Here is a 15,673-nt window from a genome sequence, read left to right as displayed (position 1 = left end):
AAACACCACCGAGTTTGCATTATCAGGGTTGGGTATTAGCTTCGGCAAAACGCTGCCATATCTTACTTACAAAACGGTGACACGTCGCTCTTGGAAAGACAGCCACGCCCAGAAATTTATCCATGCTTTTGAGCAGAATAAGCTAATCAAAGCTTTGGATAAAGATATCCGCTATGGAGGCAAACACATTGGTTGGTGTCGATTACTTTGCGCTCCCTACAAAGAGCAACTTACAGCAATGCCAGAGGAAGATTTGCAGGCTGAGGGGGGAATGTGTTCCTCAGTCCCAGAGTTTATTCAACGCTACTTTAAAGGCAACAGCAGTCAGGAAGTTTGGGTAATACGCTTTGAATGTATTGAACTAGATCAACTCGCACAAACTCCGCCTGCGGAAACCCTTGGTGTATCCTCAAACTCTGAAACCCAAGCGGATAGCAATTCTAACATCACTGCACTAACCGAGAGTATACACCAAGCTCAATTAGCTCCTGTGATGGCATCTTTAGACTCTGACAGCGTTACTAATCGTAACTTGCCCATCAGTCCACGAAACGATAGTATACACCACGCCTCATTACCTTTCCTTGGTGTATACTCAGTAATCCAGAATACAGCTAACAGCAACTTTAGCATTACTCTATCAAACCACAGTATACACCAAGCCTTACCAAACTATCAAATATTTCTTGGTTTATCCCAAAATAACAGCAAGCAAACTAATACTAACATCCCAGTTGCTTTGCCAGTCGAGAGTGTACACCAAAGTTCAATACTCAGTCTTGGTGTATACCCCGGTGATTGCAATCAAAGTGACAGTAATGCAACCAATGATTCACTAGCCGAGAGTATACACCAAGCTCCAACTGTTCAGGGTGGCAGTGGCTTGGTGTATAGCTTTTGGAAGTGTGAAAGCATAGTTAACCACTACCGCTACAAAGTTAAAGTGAACGGCAAGTGGAAGGTGAAGAGCGTCTACATTCCAGTGGGTAAACTCCCCAAAGTCAGGGAAGCCATTAGCAATAAGTTGGGAGTAGCTGCAATAGTTACTGAGGTACTGGGCCGGCAACTGTGATTGATTGCCTCGTCTTTTTCAAACAAGGCGGTAGCTCTTTCTTTGCCGTCTCTTAGTTTTTTGATGTCTCTCTAACTTTTTGACTATCAACCACCGCTTCAATCCGCATCTTTCTCTCTTCATTGGTGCGGAGATTATTTCTGCGTTTAATGCCCACCATACAAACGAGGGGTCTTACCCCTGATTTTAAGTAACAAGGCGATCAGGGTAGAGTGTGGGGTCTTACCCCTGATATTACCCTGATCAGCTAACACATTATGCAATATCAATACTTTGAGCAATACAAAGGTGATCAAGGCACATTGTAGGGTCTCACCCCTCACTATGCCCTGATCACTAAAAAGACTACGCAAAATCAATGGTTTGAAGGTGGTGATCAGGGTGATCAGGGCGATCAGGGTACTACTCCCTAAAAAAATGAAGGGGTAGGGGTAGTTCTCAATTAACAAGACACCCCCTTTAAAAAAAAGGGTAGGAGTGCCCGATCGCCCTGATCACCCTGATCACTTACTTCAAACCCATACGCATCAACAAACTAAGAAAGTGATCAGGGTTCTTCAGAGGGTCTGACCCCTCGTTACACCCCGATCGCTGGTAATGAATCTGTGGATGGGTAGTGAAGCTTGGAGAATGCTCGGAGAATGCTGAGTGAAGCCACACCTCGGAGGGGAGGATGTGCGATAACCGAGCAGGATTCAACAATTCCCACGCTTTGAAGCAATGCCAGTATCAAAGCGTGGAGACTCGGTTTGAAGCGGCGACAGCAGGGAGTCTTGGTGTATACTGCGATTCGAGCAATTAAGTTAATAGTAACTCTGCCGTTAATTAGCAACAAAAAAGTATACACCAAACCTTATTCTACCCTTTGGTGTATACTCCGCTTCTCTAATTTTAACTGATAGCAACTATTTTATTACTTCGTTAAACTAGACTACATCAAGTTTTATTGTCAGGCTGTGGTGTAGGCTCTCATTCTTTCAATCAAACTAACACTAATTGTTCGAGCAGCTTGGCTTTTGCTATCAATTGCAAACGCGCTGTATCGTCCATACTCCTTAAATTACTATTTATTTACACACAATGCGTAAGCCGTTTTATTGAAAGTTTTTAGCTTTGGGGTTTATCTACTAATTCACCTAACAATTGAGCAGGAATGCGGTGCAGCCATTTCTCTAAACTATCTCGGTCTATGGATTCTAACTTGGTTACAGCTTCCCTAACTAACGCGGTTTGATGATCCGAAGCACTTCCGACATCCTCTTGCTTTAATTGAGATTGGCGGGCTTCTTCTTCAAAGGTATTAATTTCATCTTCAGTGAGGTAAGAATCTTTAACCCAACCCGGTACCCAATCTTTCATCGAAATAACATTAGTCATGACTGCATCCTCCATTCATTCGCTCATCCCACTAAGTATAGCTTCAATCCGAATCAACCTCCGTTCATTGATGCGGAGTAAGTCCCTGCGCTCTATCGCTTGCACAGCATCCAAGTAGCATTGGTTGGTAGCATTGCCCAGGTGCATGGTTAGCTTGCCATTAGGGAGAGAGCGAGAACGAGACTTCAACCTAAAATAGTAATAGCGCTTGCCCTTCTGAATTGAGGAATGTTTTTCAATGATGGCATCTGCGGGAGGAATCCAAGCACTCTTCAATTCCTGCTGCTGGGAATGAAGCAGAGAGTGGCATTGTGCTAAGTAAGAGCGATCACTGCTGTGGATTATCAAAGGAAGAGCATGAGAGTTATGAGAAACGGTATAGGTATTGTGAGCCAGGTAACGAGCGGGTACACCCAAAGTATCTTCAATTAAGTGCTTGAGTTCGGTATGTGAGTAGCACTTCTCAAACGTACCCCACCGCGTAATTACGCCATCATTGTAAGCAACACCCGCATGATTAGCCGATCGCCCAGTGATAGCGCTAACCACCAGAGTTTGACGAGTGAGTTGGTAAGCGTGATAGAGCACTTCACACCGAAGCATGGGAACTTCAATGGTGCTCAGAACATAAAGCAGGGTAACAACATCAACCGCTCTTTTTAGAGTGCGGGGAAAGTAGTAAGGGTCGTAACCCTTAGAGCGAAAACCCATTGCTTGGAGGAAGCGAACATCATCACCGCGACCGCATCCATAATCTAAGTGCGTGTGATGAGGTAACAGAATTCCCCTATCAACAGCAGCAGCCATCGGTAAACTCAATTCATTGCGCTTGAGAGCAGCTTTGTGTCTGGGTATTATGACATTTTCTAAATGTGTTTGTGTCATCGCACCATCCAATTAATAATAATCTAAATATACAAATAATTTAAATAAAATGGCTAGCGCTAGGGTGTAAATAATAGGAAATTACCTATGCTCTACGCTTTGATTAACAATACCGGAATCCACCGATTAGAAGTAGCAGAAAAGTTACAACTCGCCGACCTGCAAAACCGAGTAGGCATTGAAGGCGAGGATGCGTATATAGAATACGTGCGCTACCAATTCCCTGACCCAAAAATCGATTTAATCTGCGATGAGGAATTCTCATTCAAAGAATTGCCCTTAACCTGCATCACCCGTCGAAGTATTGCACTTAATGGTCAAGTAATTGCTGCTGCATCTACGGATGATGGCGAAACAATTGGGTTAACAGAAGCGCAGTTTCAATTAGTTGTCACGAATCTAATTTGGGTAATTGCCTAATAAACCTTGCCTCAAGTCCGCACTTGGGGCAACTCCTTTATTTTAAATAATAACCAATAAGTAATAACTAACAAAACTCAAACAAAATGGCTATCGCAATGGGTGCAAACAATCATAGCAACAACATCATGCCCAGAAAGAAGACACAATCACCAGCCATCCTGGAAGCTGCTACTTCCACTGAATCACTTGAATCTACACCCCAAACACCTTTATTGGATGCCCTGTGCGCTCAATTGCTAGCAGCATCAGAACAGGGAATAGAAGCACTAAGCACCCTCAAAGCTCAATTAGTCACACAACACGACACTCCAGATACTCCTGAATCCGACTCCATTGTGCAGCGAGTGTGGCAGCACATGAATCCAGACCAACGTGCTCTCATCACCACTCGTTGTGAAGCGCATCGAGCCAAAGAACGAGTATCCGGTAAATCATTGCACCAACTCACTGCTCAATTGGAAGACTTGGATGAACTAATCGACAGCATCGAAGGTGAAGAAATCACACCTGAATTAGAAGCAGCGGTGCAACAACTCCTTGAACAACGGGATAGCACCTACGAGCAATGGCTCACCAAAGTTGATAACTACTGCGCTGCCATTACCAACCGCCACGCCCTAAGTAAACAACGCAAGGCTGAAGCAGAACGCCTGAGTAAACTTGCTGTTACCGATAGCAAACGAGTGGAATGGATGAAGCAACAACTCAAAAGTTGTCTCGAATCCCAAGGTGTCAAGAAACTAAGCCTGCACCGCTTTAGTTTAACTATCAGCAACAATGGCGGAGTGTTACCTCTAAAATTGGTTTGTGAACCCGAACAACTTCCTCCCCAGTTTCAACGCATTGAAGTATCACCCGATAATGGCGCTATCCGACAAGCCTTAGAAGCAGGAGATATCGAAGCTCAACGAGTTGCACAATTCGGAGAAAGAGAAACTCATTTGAGAGTTCGCTAGATTGCCAGCAAGCCTGAAACAATCATGAATAAAAGTGATGGTTTCAGGCTAAATGTTAAAATAAAAAGAGAAAATAACTTTAATAAAATGGCTATCGCTAGGGTAGAAAACATAGTAAGTTAGAGGTACACTATGCACTGCAACTTAGGATTAGATTGCACTCAAATGGGATTAGATGAATGCGGAGAGTGCATCAACGAAGAACTGTGCCATGAATACACAAAAGCTTGGAACTTGTACGAAATAGTGCTACTCAAAGGATTACCAGGAGCGGTGTATCTTTGTTGGCATAGCAGAAATGTGAATACCGAATGGACTAATGAGCAATGGGGATTTAAGCACCTCAACAACTGCGATTGGTTGCTGTACTACACGGCATCCTTAAACTCTTTTGACCAGTGGCAACGTGCCTATTACAAGCTTTTTAGTGTCAAGAATACCAAGTACGTCCGCACTGACTTATTTAATGAGTTTGAAGGGTTGAGAAAGCAGGTAGACATCGAATATGCCAAGAATCATCAAGATGATGATAAAGCGTTGTTTTTATTTGAATAGGAGAAGAATCATGTTAGGAACGCACTTTATCGAATTACCCGTACCCATGCCACCCATGTTACCGTCCATGATTGGAGTCAGCAACACTCAATACTTTGCTCTGTACTACCAAGGAAGCAAAGCCACGTGGAGCAATGGCAGGGGGATAGCTACATTTAGCTACTACGCGGTGTATGCACCTTTCATAGAACACATAGCCCTCGCTATTTACTTGGAACCCTACAATTTAGGTTCCGATGATGAAATGCCAGAACACGCTATTTTATGCGACTGTGTTCACCATAAAATGTATGTCGGCGCGTACAAAGAAATCGATTATTTTCTGTTACAGCAGCATCCCCAGGAGTCACCCACATTCTCAGAGCAAGAGTTTGAAGAAGCCGTAAAAGCGGTAAAGAATATGACCTTAGAGCAGATGCAGAAGTTGGGAATGTTCGAGATGTTCGGCAACACCAATCCCCAAGCACACCAAGCAACCGCAGAGTTAGTGCAGTGGCTAGACCAACACATTACCGAAGAATTGATACAGCAATATATCCAACTAGCGAATCGGGGTAATTGGACAGCAATAACGGCATTAGACACTCTCAAGCGTAGAATTTCAGAAGCTAAGGAACACCAACAGCAATTAGAGAATAACTAAATAATCTATGCCGAGGAAGTATCAATATTACAGCCTCGGCATGAGTACAAACGAATGAGGATTCAATCATGACTAAAAACACCAAGATTCAATGGACTGATATGACTTGGCCTATTACCACAGGTTGCGAACGTATCAGTCCAGGGTGCATGAATTGCTACGCTATCAAAGATAGTTGGAGATTAGCACACAATCCCAATCCTAAAGTATCAGAGCCTTACGTTAATACGGTAAAGAAGACAATAATCGACAATCAATCGGTGTTGAATTGGACGGGAATAGTCAAGTGTCATCTAGACCGCTTAGATTGGGTAACACCTCGACAAAAGCCGATGATGGTGTTTGTTTGCAACATGAGCGACTTGTTCCACAAAAATGTACCCTTTGAGTTTATCGATCGCGTCTGGGAACAAATGGCTCAGTGTACTCAACATACTTTTCAAGTGTTAACAAAACGACCGGAAAGAATGCTTGAATATTTCCAGAGTTTCCCAGAATCTAGGATATTTGTGAATGAGCAGAATAGTATGGAGGGAGAGTGGCCGCTAACTAATGTATGGCTTGGAACTAGCACAGAAAACCAAGTCTTTGCTGACCAGCGAGTACCCGTGTTGCTGGAAATTAAACGGCTTCTAAAAAACAAACCAATTGTTTATTTAAGCATGGAGCCATTGTGTGGGAAAGTGCGCTTAAAATCAGAGTGGTTGCCTCACAATCACCCAAGTCTGGATTGGATCATTGCAGGCGGAGAATCTCATCCCTCCAAATCAAAAGCACGACCCTGCCCTATTGATTTGCTCAGAGCCATTAAAGAACAATGCGAGGAGGCGGAAGTACCATTCTTCCTGAAACAATTGGGTTCTCGACCTGTTGTGGGTAGTCAATACCTGTCGCTCAAAGATCCAAAAGGAGGCGATATGGAAGAATGGTCTGAGGATTTGAGAGTCCGCCAATTTCCTGTGTTCCTTTGAAGCGATCGCTAATCTTTCCCTGCTGCTCCACAGCTCTTGTGCGTCCTGGATTTATGGTGTTTGCGATCGCACTGGGGATTGCAGATAGGGCAGAGCAATCGATTGTTGTGGAGCTTCTTGAGTTCCCGTTCCCGATTCCACCCGCCATCCCAAGTCCTCACCAACACCAACTCTCTTCCTTTTTCCACCGCAGCTTTGGTGATGCGTGCTCCCACTTTGGATTGGTGTTCGTTGAAGCGATCGCTCACGGGTTTCTGAGTGCTGCCTAAATAATGGGATGCCGTGGCTCTGGGATTAGTTAGATTACCGATAGCGGGTTGCCAGTGTATCAAATAACAGCCGGGTTGATTCGGGTTCATGGCTTTGATTAATCTTGTTTTCAACCAAAGCGTTAGCCCTTTTATTGAAGTGAATTAAGTTATTAATTAATTAATTAATTCTAATTATAATGAACCAGAAAATATCAAAGTAACGGCTATCGCTTGGGGTGAAACTAGCTAGTAATTGCCATGCTAATTCAACCCGATAAACCCATTCAATTACCCAAACCTTACCGCATTGCATTAACTAATCAAACCATCGAGTTGCGGTGTTGTCTCGAAGTTGCAGCCGATTCCGATGAGTGGTTTGTCCCGACACCGGCATACTCCATCGGTCAAAAAGTGTGGCTGATTACCCCAGATTTACCCATTGATGATTGGGAAGAAAAGCGCATCTTTGGCATCGAACTCTACGCCCCCAGGTGGCAGCACGGCTCTTTGATGGCTGAACCCGTTTGGTACTACGGAGTCAAAGGTATCAACGGTCAAGGAGAAACCAAGTGGCTGACTGAGGACGAGATTACCCCCAATCCCCAAGCTTATGATTTTGAATCAAACCATTTCTAACAGCATTAATAATCAACAAAACTCCCAAGTAATTGCTAACGCTTGGGGTGCAACACTAGGAAAAATAAACCCATGAACATCAGAACCATTGCCGTAGGCTACACCCGTAAATTTAACTTGGGTGGATTTAATTCAGTTGACTTATCCTGTTCGTTATGGGCGCAAATAGACCCCGAAGAAGATGAAGATTGCTGCATCGAAATTTTACAAGACAAAGCAAGAGAAGCTGTGCGTTCCGAGTATCACAAAGTTACAAGCAATCACAAAGCTGTAGCCACAGTTAAAGTAAACGGCGCTTTAGTTGAAGACTTCATCCCAGAAGGCGAAGAATATGGAGCGCTTGTGGTGAATCCAGTACACCTGCAATAGCCAGAGATAGAGGGAGAGAACAGCCCCAAGTAATTAAGTTTATTTGGGGTTCTTTAACATCAAGTATCAATAACTAACAATCAATGAAAGTGAAAGTAAAAGGCTTTCGCTGGGGTGAAAAATAGGAGGCTTTATCATGGCTAAGAAATCCGATACAAATGTTCAATTCGATGCAGCTATCCAATCCGAAGTAATGCCCGCTCCCGAAATGGTAGAAGCTACCATCGAACGTGACGAGTTTGCCAGTCCCGATTTCGTAGACCCCGAAGCTCGTCTACCGCGCATTCAAGCAGTGCGGGGAGAATCGAATTTAGAACACTGTGGCTACTTCGTAACTGCCGATCAGATGGCACAAGCCGGTTGGCTAAATTTCGATGAATCCCAACTAATCGAGTACACCTTTAATTCAGGAGAAACCGAGCAAGGAATCCTTCTCCGCAAACCCCGGATGATTGTTTGTCCAAAAACACCGGTGCTTGCCTTTGACCGAGATGAAAGTGAAAAACTACAGCAAACGGTAATCCTGGGCTTGTACGATCGCGCGGCAAAGGAAAACGAGCGCATTAGCAACATCCAGTTGTTCCAGGTATTCTTGGTCAATTCGGACAATCAACCCCTGCATTCAATTCCTTTGAGCTACAAAGCCAAAGGAGCGAATCAAGCGAGTTTCAGTCAACATTGGCAGCAATTCTGCACCGAGATTACAGCGTGCCATGCCATCGAAAACGGCATTGCCGCCAAACCCAAGAATGCTGCTTTCAAGAGCTTGTGCGTATTCGAGTTCGAGGTAGAGCGCCAGTTAGTTGGAGAGAAAAAGAAATCACCCTGCTGTTACGTTAGCTCGCATACAAAGCCTACCCTAGAAACTTGGAAGCAGCACTTCCTAGGTTATGACCAATCCACCAAACAATGGACTTGGGAAGCCTTGGAACCAGAACGCCCTTTGACCATCCCCGCACTCCAATTTTCATCATCTCCACCCTTAGCCTTATCTGAAAGCTAATTCACGTCTGGGGAATTGAGTAACTTCGATTCCCCAGAACTCAAACAATTTAAAAGCACAGAAGAAACCACAACAAAACGGCTATCGCAACGGTTGAAAACAACGAATCAGAGGTACACTATGGCTCGCACAACTGCCAAACAACCCCAACTCCCTAACTTTGATGCTGCCTTCGGCGATGGCTTTACCGTCAAGGACTACTCCGAAAAAGAATGGGCAAGCGCCTACTATGCCATCCGAGAACTGCAAGGAAAAGCGCTCAGGAAATCTAAATTAGCTCAAGGCGATACGTTCTCCTGGGATGCCTACAAAGCTAAGTTTGCAGAAGTATTCGGAACGCCCCAGGATAAGCGCTTTACTCTGGAACAACTGGTGAGTTACGCTCAGCAAAAGTGGGGCATGGACTTGGAACAACTCAAAGCATACAACCGCCGTTCTTGGGAAAGGCGGAATGTTGAAATCAAGGTATCGGTAGTCCCCGCCCCGGCGAAAACACCCACAACTCTCAGAAATGTTAGCTCTTGGGATGTTAGCAACCGGGTAACAGATACTTGGGCAACCGACGATATTCCCTTCTAATTGAATAATTGAATCGCACTCCCAGGCTAGTCCTGGGAGGTACAATCTTATTAGTTGAACCAGCGCACCCAACGCCAAACAAAATGCTACACCGCCACAAAGCAGCTATCAACCGCCATAAATTAAGCCGACCTTGCCAAAGGGCAATTGACTTTGGATTCATCACCCCAGAAACTACCATCACCGATTACGGTTGCGGTTACGGGCAAGATGCAGAACGGTTGAGCGCTATGGGATATCCCGTAATCAGCCGTTACGACCCGTACTATTTCCCCGATTCGAGCCCATTGCCCGCTGATGCAGTAATGCTCAACTTCGTACTTTCGGTAATCGAAGACCCAGCAGAACGCGAACAAGTGTTGGTTGCTGCCTGGAACTTAGCTCAGAAATATCTCATCGTGGGATTGCTGTCGGGTAAGGCTAAAGAGTCGGCATATCGCTTCAACGACGGCATCATCACCAAGTGGAGTACCTTTGAAAAACACTACTGTGCCACTTCGGGAAAAGCTTACCTGCAAGCAATATTGGGATGCGATTTAGTGCGTCTAGAAAACTGCATTTGGGCTATCCCCAAGGTTCCATCAAAAGTTCTCACAGCTTACAATACTCCACCTTCCGAACTTCAGCGCTTGCTCGTCAATTATAAGAAACAGCGCTATCGATTGGAGTGTAAAACCTTACTGCCCCAAGGTGCTTACATTGAGGATTATTCACCCAGCAACAGCAATCAAACTTATTACCGATTGCGCTCTCCCAATCGAGATTTGCCGGGTAAAAAGGGCAAGAGCTTTGTAGTGCATCTGGGAACGCTTGAGTCTCCCGAATTCAAGGAAGCAGCTAAAGCATTGCAGCGCCGAGAACAATTGGATTTCCTTACCTCCCGAATTGATTACATCCACCAAGTTCTTAAAGAACCGGCACCCACCGCGACTAAAGTTACAGTGGCTCCTAAACCAGGTTTCATGGCTCACTTTTCTATGGCGCAAATGGATTTGTCACCCCCCGCCAACTAATAGGAAGGACAGACCACCGCCCTGGTCTAACTTGCTTGATGCCGTACTTTCCCTTAGTATTCGGGTTATCTTCCAACATCGCTAACCTCTGAAGCGCTTCCTCAAATTTATTGCCCCATCCCCCGCTACTCCTGCCGCCCATCCTTACTTCCCCCTTGCCCTTCTCCCTCAAATTTACCCGTTGCCCTTTCCCAAAAGCTGGGAGCCCATATCCAATGGCGCTTGGTACACTGTTCCTTGATTTTCTTGCCGCCTCCCACTACCAAGAACACGATTTCCTTCGTCTCGGCCCGTTCACACGCCATTTCCCACTGGTCTAGGTTGTACTGGAAGTTATCGCCGCATCCCCTAGTCGAGTAAGCCCTCCATCCTTTGGGTACTCCCAATAGTTGCCAAGGAGCTTGTTCAGCAGCAAAGTTAACATCCACCCAAATCCGAATCGCTGCTTCTGATTGCCAAACCCGACTCGTCCACCGCTTAGCATAAATCAATCCCATCAGGTAAGCCAGGGGCGTATTCAAGTCGGTGCTGAAATTCAACTCGCAGGCTGCCTTGGGATAAAGAACCGGTAATGCCATCGGATTGGAGAGCAGTTGCGTAAATTTGTAATCATCCTGGTAAAAGTGGAACGTTCCCGTAGTTCCCCGCTTCTTAGCTTTGCTACCCCAAGCGTCCAGGGGAAGTTCCAGACCCGTTGCTTGCCATTCGGGCATCAGCATGGGTACATCCCAATCATCGGCAGGGAATACCAAACCCCCCGCCCGCAGCAGCTTCCTTTGTAACTTCCCCGCTTCAGTACGATCGCTCGAAAGTGATTCTGGCTTTGGATGTAACATTGTTCGTTTGCTCTTCCTTTGCTAACCCGCTCTACAAGTTGCTGCAAACCGTGAAAACCAACTTCATTGATGCTCCCCTACTCGCCCACTACTTGCTGCAAACCGTCAAAACTAAGTGTATTGATGCTCCCCTGCTCGCCCACTACTTGCTGCTAACCGTCAAAACTAAACCTCACCGATGTTATTTCCTATGTGGTAGTTATCGAAAGTTTTGAACACAGAAGAAAAAAGCTCGTTTTCAATCACAATAAGCGTTTTGTAAAGTGTAGATTGTCCTTTATTTAGTTCCTAGAAGTTCACTATTTGCAGGAAAATGGCGTTATTTTAGGACAATTATAGCCAAAGCAGCGGTGAATATTGCCTGTGTCCGCGCCTTACTTTAAGAGTGTGCCTGCATCAACGATCGCCCGTGGTGTTATTGCCATCATGGTTTTGGGATGAAGCGCACTTTTGACTACGAAGCGATTGTCCTACACGATCGCCCGCTCCAATCCAAACATTCGGGGAACACTTCACTACCCGCATTATCGATTGCACTTGAAGTTCAAAAGGTTGCTGCGCGTTGGTTTCGTTGCCCCCCCCTGCCCCCTCGGGGGGAGACACTCCTCGGAAGTTCGGGGGAGGATTTCTAGCATGAATGCGAAATTGCTCCCCCGAACTTCCTCGCAAAAGCAGTTGCTTCGCTTTTATTTATTTGGGGCCGCTCAGGCCGCTGGGCCGTCACTACATTGGGCAGTATACAGAGGCGGTCGGAAAAATGTGCAAGGCCTCACGCACGCTAACTCCGACTAACCAAATAGGCTTCGCTAACAAACTGCAAGGAATTTTCACTGTCTCACTAATCGAATAGGGTTTACTAAGTGTCAGTAAGCTCGAAGACTCGCTAACTGACACTAACCAAACCGTATTCGCCAAGTGAGTCCGTGAAAATTTGCAGTTTGTAAGCGAACCGTATTTGCTAAGTCTCCGTAAGCGTCCGAGAGCAAGTAACAGTTTGCAATCTTTCGACTCGCTAACAATTGGCTAAGATTTCAAACGCCGACAACGAATTATTCTATTTATTTTGGCGTGTTGTCGGCGTCTGAAATCTTGCCAATTCTAACCTCTTCTCAAGAGCAAACTCTAAGCCTTGACCTAAGCAAGATTTTGTAAGACTTGGTTCGCGGACAACTTCTAAGCTAATCGGGTAGCTGGCAGTTTTGTAAGCTTCTCGCCCCGTATCAAGTAGCAGTAAGGCTCGAAGACTCGCCAACTGCTACTAAACACAGGGCGAGAAGCCAACAAAACGGTCGCAACTACCGGATTAGCTAAGAAGTAGTTGACGCTCGCGCAAGCCTAACAAAATCTAACTTTTCCTCGCACCCCTGTCTCCTAAAAGTGTAGTGACTGAGGAAAAGACAAATGTTTGAACGAACATCTGGAAAAGATGGTGTATTCGGATTCAATGCCCTACATCGAGTCTACATCGGACGGGGAAACAAAGCCTATCAATTAAAGCCAAGCCCTCTAGCCAATCCATTTGTAATTGGCAAACACGGTTCTCGCGAGCAGGTAGTTGCGCTCTATCGACAATGGCTTTGGGAACAAGTAAAAGAAGGTATGGCGGGGAAACCCAATGCAGCGTGGAATGAGTTGAAGTATTTACAAACCAGTGCCAAAAAACTGATGAACAAATGGGATTTTGATTCTCTGGAGTTGACTTGTTGGTGTAAAGATTCGGAGTTGTGTCACGGAGATGTGATTGTCAATTGTTTGGAATGGATGAATAAGAATGACCTGTAAGGGTTTTCGGGCGGGGTCGAAAGACCTCGCTTTTGTATTAACTAATTAACGGAGGAAAAGACAATGACAGTTAAGTTCATCAACAAAGTAGACCCAAATTCCATCCAAGATTTGAGGAATTGGTGTCGAGAACGAATCCAGGACATGAGCCATGATGTATCCCGCTATGCTCCCGGCAGAATGAGAATGTGGATTTTTGCCGAATGCGATCTGCGGACTAATGCCAAAGTTTATCCAGCTTATTCGGACAATCGAATCCAGAAATTTGCTCGGCGAGTTTTCCCAGGATGCGATATTGCATTGTTAACCTACAACGGGAAAATTGATTGGCACCGAGATCACAACTACGCAACAGCTACCGCCCGGGGTGTCAATCTCGGAACCGCAAAGTTTGGGATTGGTTTACCCAACAATCGGGAAGTTGTTGGTTTGGAGGATGGAGATATCTACGAATTTAACTGCAAGTTACCCCACGCAGTATTGTGGCACAGCCAAGAACGTTTCAGCATCACATTTTGGAAAATGCGGAGCGAGTACAAACAACAACTGAGTTAACGGGATTTGAAACGAGGTAGAGAGTAACATCTCTACCTTTTTTTTGTACTGACAACATGAGGAAAAGACAGTGCTCAAAGCAATCATCGCGGGTTCCAGAGATTTCAACGATTATCAATTACTAGAAGAACTGGTAGATATGTACCTCCAGCGCTATTCTCCAGACCAGATAGAAATAGTATCTGGAGGAGCGCGGGGTGCCGATCGCCTCGGCGAACGCTACGCCAAATCGAAGGGAATTGCGCTCAAGGTAATGCCAGCAGATTGGAATCGATACGGTAAATCAGCGGGTTATCGGCGCAACGAATCAATGGCGCAGTATGCCACTCACTGCATCGTTTTCTGGGATGGAGAATCACGGGGAACCCAGCACATGATTAATCTAGCCAATCAATACAACTTGGCTCTGAGAATCGTGCGCTACCGTCCCTAAAAGACTGCCCTGAGCAAGGCATTAAAAGGCTCAGAGACAAGAAGAGAAAAGAAAAAAGGAAAGTAAATAAAACTGCTTTCGCATTCGGTGCAAACACAAGTCAAATTCAGGAGAAAAACCGTGAACTTCATCAACAAATCGCAACTCGGAATCTACGCGCCCAAGGCTTCAGAAAAAGCGGCAATCGGTGCCGAAGCCCAAACGGTTATCAAGGATGCCCTCGCCACCTACAAGAAACTCTACTACGGGTTGAGACAAGTCGCTTGGCAGCACCGAGATAAACGAGCCAGCTTCACGGATGCTAAATCCAAGGGAGAATTAGAGCAATTCGTCATCGCACCGGGCTGCCGCCAAGAAGACGGTTCCTATTCCAAAGATGAATGGGATTCCCAACAGCTCAATAAATATCTTTGGGAGCGTTTCTGCGCTCATTTCGAGGATACCTTTGGTTTAGACCGCATCCAAGATTTGACCAAACTCAAGGATTTGCTGGCCGTTACCGAAGAACTGCTCTCAGTAGCCCTGGACGAGTGGGGGCACCGCATCCTCGAACGCATTGAAGACGAATCGTCAGAATCCCTAGAAAACGTAGCGCGGTACACGAGTGACCTCCCCAGCGGCATCAGAATTGAGGCAGACTTCCGCAATCCCAACAAGCGGGCGGTCGCCCTCTCTGCACCCAATTTCTCGAACATCCCGGACGTGCTGGTCGAGCAAATGCGGGGCGATACTTGCTGGCAAGGGCGCATTTACTTCGACACCACGGGAGCAGCGGCGCTCACGTCCAAGTCAGCCAAACTCCTCGGTGAAATGCTCGAACTAGCCGCCAAGGTGAACAGCGGTATCAAGGAATTTATCGCAGCACCGGATTTCTTCCTAGGTTTGGAATCGGCCCAAGCCCGCAAGCGCAACCTCCAACGAGTGAAGGCGAGGCTCCTCGAAATCAACGAGAACAAGCTCATCCAACGCCAAGTTGAAGCACCCGAAAAGCAGGCAACCCGCCGGATCAATGAAGCGATAGACGCAGCCGAGAATGCTGACCCGCAAGAGTTTGAGGAAGCTCGGAACCAAGCCAATCGCATCAAAGCCCAGCATCCAAAGCCCCAACAACCGCAGCCAAGACCCTTGAAACGGCGCGCTGCCACCCTAGATGAAGTTAGCGAATGGATGGAGCGCAACGTCCATTTATTAGGCATGGAACCCGACATCGATGCCGAACTCGGAATCAAGAGCGTAAAACAATCCAAACGCCGAGTTAGGAATGAAAAATAAATAAGTTGATTAGTTATCGGTTATAATGAAAAAAGTGTGAGATTACAATTTTTACCAAAACA

General features: G+C 45.8%; 22 protein-coding genes. 16 read left to right on the top strand and 6 right to left on the bottom strand.

Features of this window, described 5'->3' with window-relative positions; all coding sequences use genetic code 11:
• Nucleotides 1-76 precede the first annotated feature (76 nt).
• The gene (locus QUA03_RS19915; protein ID WP_333214273.1) at nucleotides 77-1,072 is read left to right on the top strand and encodes a hypothetical protein; all 996 of its coding nucleotides are present in this window, start codon (nucleotides 77-79) and stop codon (nucleotides 1,070-1,072) included.
• A gap of 577 nt (nucleotides 1,073-1,649) precedes the next feature.
• Here the strand turns inward: QUA03_RS19915 and QUA03_RS19910 are convergent.
• The 3 genes from QUA03_RS19910 to QUA03_RS19900 form a co-directional block, all read right to left on the bottom strand.
• Nucleotides 1,650-1,922, bottom strand: a complete 273-nt coding sequence (locus QUA03_RS19910) for a hypothetical protein (protein ID WP_333214271.1) — start codon at nucleotides 1,920-1,922, stop codon at nucleotides 1,650-1,652.
• Nucleotides 1,923-2,179: 257 nt separating this feature from the next.
• On the bottom strand, nucleotides 2,180-2,449 hold the full coding sequence (locus tag QUA03_RS19905; protein ID WP_333214269.1) for a hypothetical protein: 270 nt from the start codon (nucleotides 2,447-2,449) through the stop codon (nucleotides 2,180-2,182).
• Between the two features lie 15 nt (nucleotides 2,450-2,464).
• Nucleotides 2,465-3,334, bottom strand: coding sequence for a DNA phosphorothioation-associated putative methyltransferase (locus QUA03_RS19900; RefSeq protein ID WP_333214267.1), 870 nt, complete (start codon nucleotides 3,332-3,334; stop codon nucleotides 2,465-2,467).
• Between the two features lie 87 nt (nucleotides 3,335-3,421).
• On the opposite strand from QUA03_RS19900, the gene QUA03_RS19895 reads away from it, so the two are divergent.
• The 5 genes from QUA03_RS19895 to QUA03_RS19875 all read left to right on the top strand — a co-directional run bounded on the left by QUA03_RS19895 (nucleotide 3,422) and on the right by QUA03_RS19875 (nucleotide 6,882).
• The gene (locus QUA03_RS19895; protein ID WP_333214265.1) at nucleotides 3,422-3,754 is read left to right on the top strand and encodes a DUF3846 domain-containing protein; all 333 of its coding nucleotides are present in this window, start codon (nucleotides 3,422-3,424) and stop codon (nucleotides 3,752-3,754) included.
• Nucleotides 3,755-3,840: 86 nt separating this feature from the next.
• Nucleotides 3,841-4,713: a siphovirus Gp157 family protein gene (locus QUA03_RS19890; RefSeq protein WP_333214263.1), complete on the top strand. Its 873-nt coding sequence runs from the start codon at nucleotides 3,841-3,843 to the stop codon at nucleotides 4,711-4,713.
• Between the two features lie 132 nt (nucleotides 4,714-4,845).
• Nucleotides 4,846-5,268, top strand: coding sequence for a hypothetical protein (locus QUA03_RS19885; protein ID WP_333214261.1), 423 nt, complete (start codon nucleotides 4,846-4,848; stop codon nucleotides 5,266-5,268).
• A 10-nt stretch (nucleotides 5,269-5,278) separates the two neighbouring features.
• Nucleotides 5,279-5,911, top strand: a complete 633-nt coding sequence (locus QUA03_RS19880; protein ID WP_333214259.1) for a hypothetical protein — start codon at nucleotides 5,279-5,281, stop codon at nucleotides 5,909-5,911.
• Nucleotides 5,912-5,979: 68 nt separating this feature from the next.
• Nucleotides 5,980-6,882 (top strand): DUF5131 family protein, encoded by a 903-nt coding sequence (locus QUA03_RS19875; RefSeq protein ID WP_333214257.1) that lies wholly within the window; start codon nucleotides 5,980-5,982, stop codon nucleotides 6,880-6,882.
• A gap of 8 nt (nucleotides 6,883-6,890) precedes the next feature.
• On the opposite strand, the gene QUA03_RS19870 is transcribed toward QUA03_RS19875, so the two are convergent.
• The gene (locus tag QUA03_RS19870; protein ID WP_333214255.1) at nucleotides 6,891-7,241 is read right to left on the bottom strand and encodes a hypothetical protein; all 351 of its coding nucleotides are present in this window, start codon (nucleotides 7,239-7,241) and stop codon (nucleotides 6,891-6,893) included.
• A gap of 150 nt (nucleotides 7,242-7,391) precedes the next feature.
• On the opposite strand from QUA03_RS19870, the gene QUA03_RS19865 reads away from it, so the two are divergent.
• The 5 genes from QUA03_RS19865 to QUA03_RS19845 all read left to right on the top strand — a co-directional run bounded on the left by QUA03_RS19865 (nucleotide 7,392) and on the right by QUA03_RS19845 (nucleotide 10,733).
• Nucleotides 7,392-7,769: a hypothetical protein gene (locus QUA03_RS19865; RefSeq protein WP_333214253.1), complete on the top strand. Its 378-nt coding sequence runs from the start codon at nucleotides 7,392-7,394 to the stop codon at nucleotides 7,767-7,769.
• 72 nt (nucleotides 7,770-7,841) lie between these two features.
• Nucleotides 7,842-8,138 carry a hypothetical protein gene (locus tag QUA03_RS19860; RefSeq protein ID WP_333214251.1) on the top strand — a complete coding sequence of 99 codons (297 nt, stop codon included), beginning with the start codon at nucleotides 7,842-7,844 and terminating at the stop codon, nucleotides 8,136-8,138.
• Between the two features lie 136 nt (nucleotides 8,139-8,274).
• Nucleotides 8,275-9,141: a DUF5895 domain-containing protein gene (locus tag QUA03_RS19855; RefSeq protein ID WP_333214249.1), complete on the top strand. Its 867-nt coding sequence runs from the start codon at nucleotides 8,275-8,277 to the stop codon at nucleotides 9,139-9,141.
• A 120-nt stretch (nucleotides 9,142-9,261) separates the two neighbouring features.
• Nucleotides 9,262-9,720, top strand: coding sequence for a hypothetical protein (locus QUA03_RS19850; protein ID WP_333214247.1), 459 nt, complete (start codon nucleotides 9,262-9,264; stop codon nucleotides 9,718-9,720).
• An 83-nt stretch (nucleotides 9,721-9,803) separates the two neighbouring features.
• Nucleotides 9,804-10,733 (top strand): DNA phosphorothioation-associated putative methyltransferase, encoded by a 930-nt coding sequence (locus tag QUA03_RS19845; protein ID WP_333214246.1) that lies wholly within the window; start codon nucleotides 9,804-9,806, stop codon nucleotides 10,731-10,733.
• A 125-nt stretch (nucleotides 10,734-10,858) separates the two neighbouring features.
• Here QUA03_RS19845 and QUA03_RS19840 read toward each other — a convergent pair whose 3' ends face one another.
• Complete coding sequence (locus tag QUA03_RS19840; RefSeq protein WP_333214244.1) at nucleotides 10,859-11,569, bottom strand: DUF4417 domain-containing protein; 711 nt, start codon at nucleotides 11,567-11,569, stop codon at nucleotides 10,859-10,861.
• A 50-nt stretch (nucleotides 11,570-11,619) separates the two neighbouring features.
• On the opposite strand from QUA03_RS19840, the gene QUA03_RS19835 reads away from it, so the two are divergent.
• Entirely contained in the window at nucleotides 11,620-11,784 is a 165-nt protein-coding gene (locus QUA03_RS19835; protein ID WP_333214242.1) for a hypothetical protein, read from the top strand.
• A gap of 839 nt (nucleotides 11,785-12,623) precedes the next feature.
• Here QUA03_RS19835 and QUA03_RS19830 read toward each other — a convergent pair.
• Complete coding sequence (locus QUA03_RS19830; RefSeq protein ID WP_333214240.1) at nucleotides 12,624-12,821, bottom strand: hypothetical protein; 198 nt, start codon at nucleotides 12,819-12,821, stop codon at nucleotides 12,624-12,626.
• 149 nt (nucleotides 12,822-12,970) lie between these two features.
• Here QUA03_RS19830 and QUA03_RS19825 point away from each other — a divergent pair, with 149 nt between their 5' ends.
• The 4 genes from QUA03_RS19825 (at nucleotide 12,971) to QUA03_RS19810 (ending at nucleotide 15,611) form a co-directional block, all read left to right on the top strand.
• Nucleotides 12,971-13,351, top strand: a complete 381-nt coding sequence (locus QUA03_RS19825) for a DUF4326 domain-containing protein (RefSeq protein WP_333214238.1) — start codon at nucleotides 12,971-12,973, stop codon at nucleotides 13,349-13,351.
• A 63-nt stretch (nucleotides 13,352-13,414) separates the two neighbouring features.
• Nucleotides 13,415-13,906: a hypothetical protein gene (locus QUA03_RS19820; protein ID WP_333214236.1), complete on the top strand. Its 492-nt coding sequence runs from the start codon at nucleotides 13,415-13,417 to the stop codon at nucleotides 13,904-13,906.
• Nucleotides 13,907-13,976: 70 nt separating this feature from the next.
• Entirely contained in the window at nucleotides 13,977-14,339 is a 363-nt protein-coding gene (locus QUA03_RS19815; protein ID WP_333214234.1) for a DUF2493 domain-containing protein, read from the top strand.
• Between the two features lie 120 nt (nucleotides 14,340-14,459).
• Nucleotides 14,460-15,611, top strand: a complete 1,152-nt coding sequence (locus tag QUA03_RS19810) for a hypothetical protein (RefSeq protein WP_333214233.1) — start codon at nucleotides 14,460-14,462, stop codon at nucleotides 15,609-15,611.
• Nucleotides 15,612-15,673: the final 62 nt, after the last annotated feature.

Source organism: Microcoleus sp. S36b_A4 (assembly GCF_036700645.1).
Lineage (GTDB): Bacteria > Cyanobacteriota > Cyanobacteriia > Cyanobacteriales > Microcoleaceae > Microcoleus.
Note: the sequence above shows the minus strand (reverse complement) of the source record. Positions and strands in the feature narration are given on the sequence as shown.

Bases quoted from the DNA above. Each gene is read 5' to 3' on its own strand.
- QUA03_RS19905 (WP_333214269.1), bottom strand. From the start codon at position 2,449: ATGACTAATGTTATTTCGATGAAAGATTGGGTACCGGGTTGGGTTAAA.
- QUA03_RS19900 (WP_333214267.1), bottom strand. From the start codon at position 3,334: ATGACACAAACACATTTAGAAAATGTCATAATACCCAGACACAAAGCT.
- QUA03_RS19895 (WP_333214265.1), top strand. From the start codon at position 3,422: ATGCTCTACGCTTTGATTAACAATACCGGAATCCACCGATTAGAAGTA.
- QUA03_RS19890 (WP_333214263.1), top strand. From the start codon at position 3,841: ATGGCTATCGCAATGGGTGCAAACAATCATAGCAACAACATCATGCCC.
- QUA03_RS19885 (WP_333214261.1), top strand. From the start codon at position 4,846: ATGCACTGCAACTTAGGATTAGATTGCACTCAAATGGGATTAGATGAA.
- QUA03_RS19880 (WP_333214259.1), top strand. From the start codon at position 5,279: ATGTTAGGAACGCACTTTATCGAATTACCCGTACCCATGCCACCCATG.
- QUA03_RS19875 (WP_333214257.1), top strand. From the start codon at position 5,980: ATGACTAAAAACACCAAGATTCAATGGACTGATATGACTTGGCCTATT.
- QUA03_RS19870 (WP_333214255.1), bottom strand. From the start codon at position 7,241: ATGAACCCGAATCAACCCGGCTGTTATTTGATACACTGGCAACCCGCT.
- QUA03_RS19865 (WP_333214253.1), top strand. From the start codon at position 7,392: ATGCTAATTCAACCCGATAAACCCATTCAATTACCCAAACCTTACCGC.
- QUA03_RS19860 (WP_333214251.1), top strand. From the start codon at position 7,842: ATGAACATCAGAACCATTGCCGTAGGCTACACCCGTAAATTTAACTTG.
- QUA03_RS19855 (WP_333214249.1), top strand. From the start codon at position 8,275: ATGGCTAAGAAATCCGATACAAATGTTCAATTCGATGCAGCTATCCAA.
- QUA03_RS19850 (WP_333214247.1), top strand. From the start codon at position 9,262: ATGGCTCGCACAACTGCCAAACAACCCCAACTCCCTAACTTTGATGCT.
- QUA03_RS19845 (WP_333214246.1), top strand. From the start codon at position 9,804: ATGCTACACCGCCACAAAGCAGCTATCAACCGCCATAAATTAAGCCGA.
- QUA03_RS19840 (WP_333214244.1), bottom strand. From the start codon at position 11,569: ATGTTACATCCAAAGCCAGAATCACTTTCGAGCGATCGTACTGAAGCG.
- QUA03_RS19825 (WP_333214238.1), top strand. From the start codon at position 12,971: ATGTTTGAACGAACATCTGGAAAAGATGGTGTATTCGGATTCAATGCC.
- QUA03_RS19820 (WP_333214236.1), top strand. From the start codon at position 13,415: ATGACAGTTAAGTTCATCAACAAAGTAGACCCAAATTCCATCCAAGAT.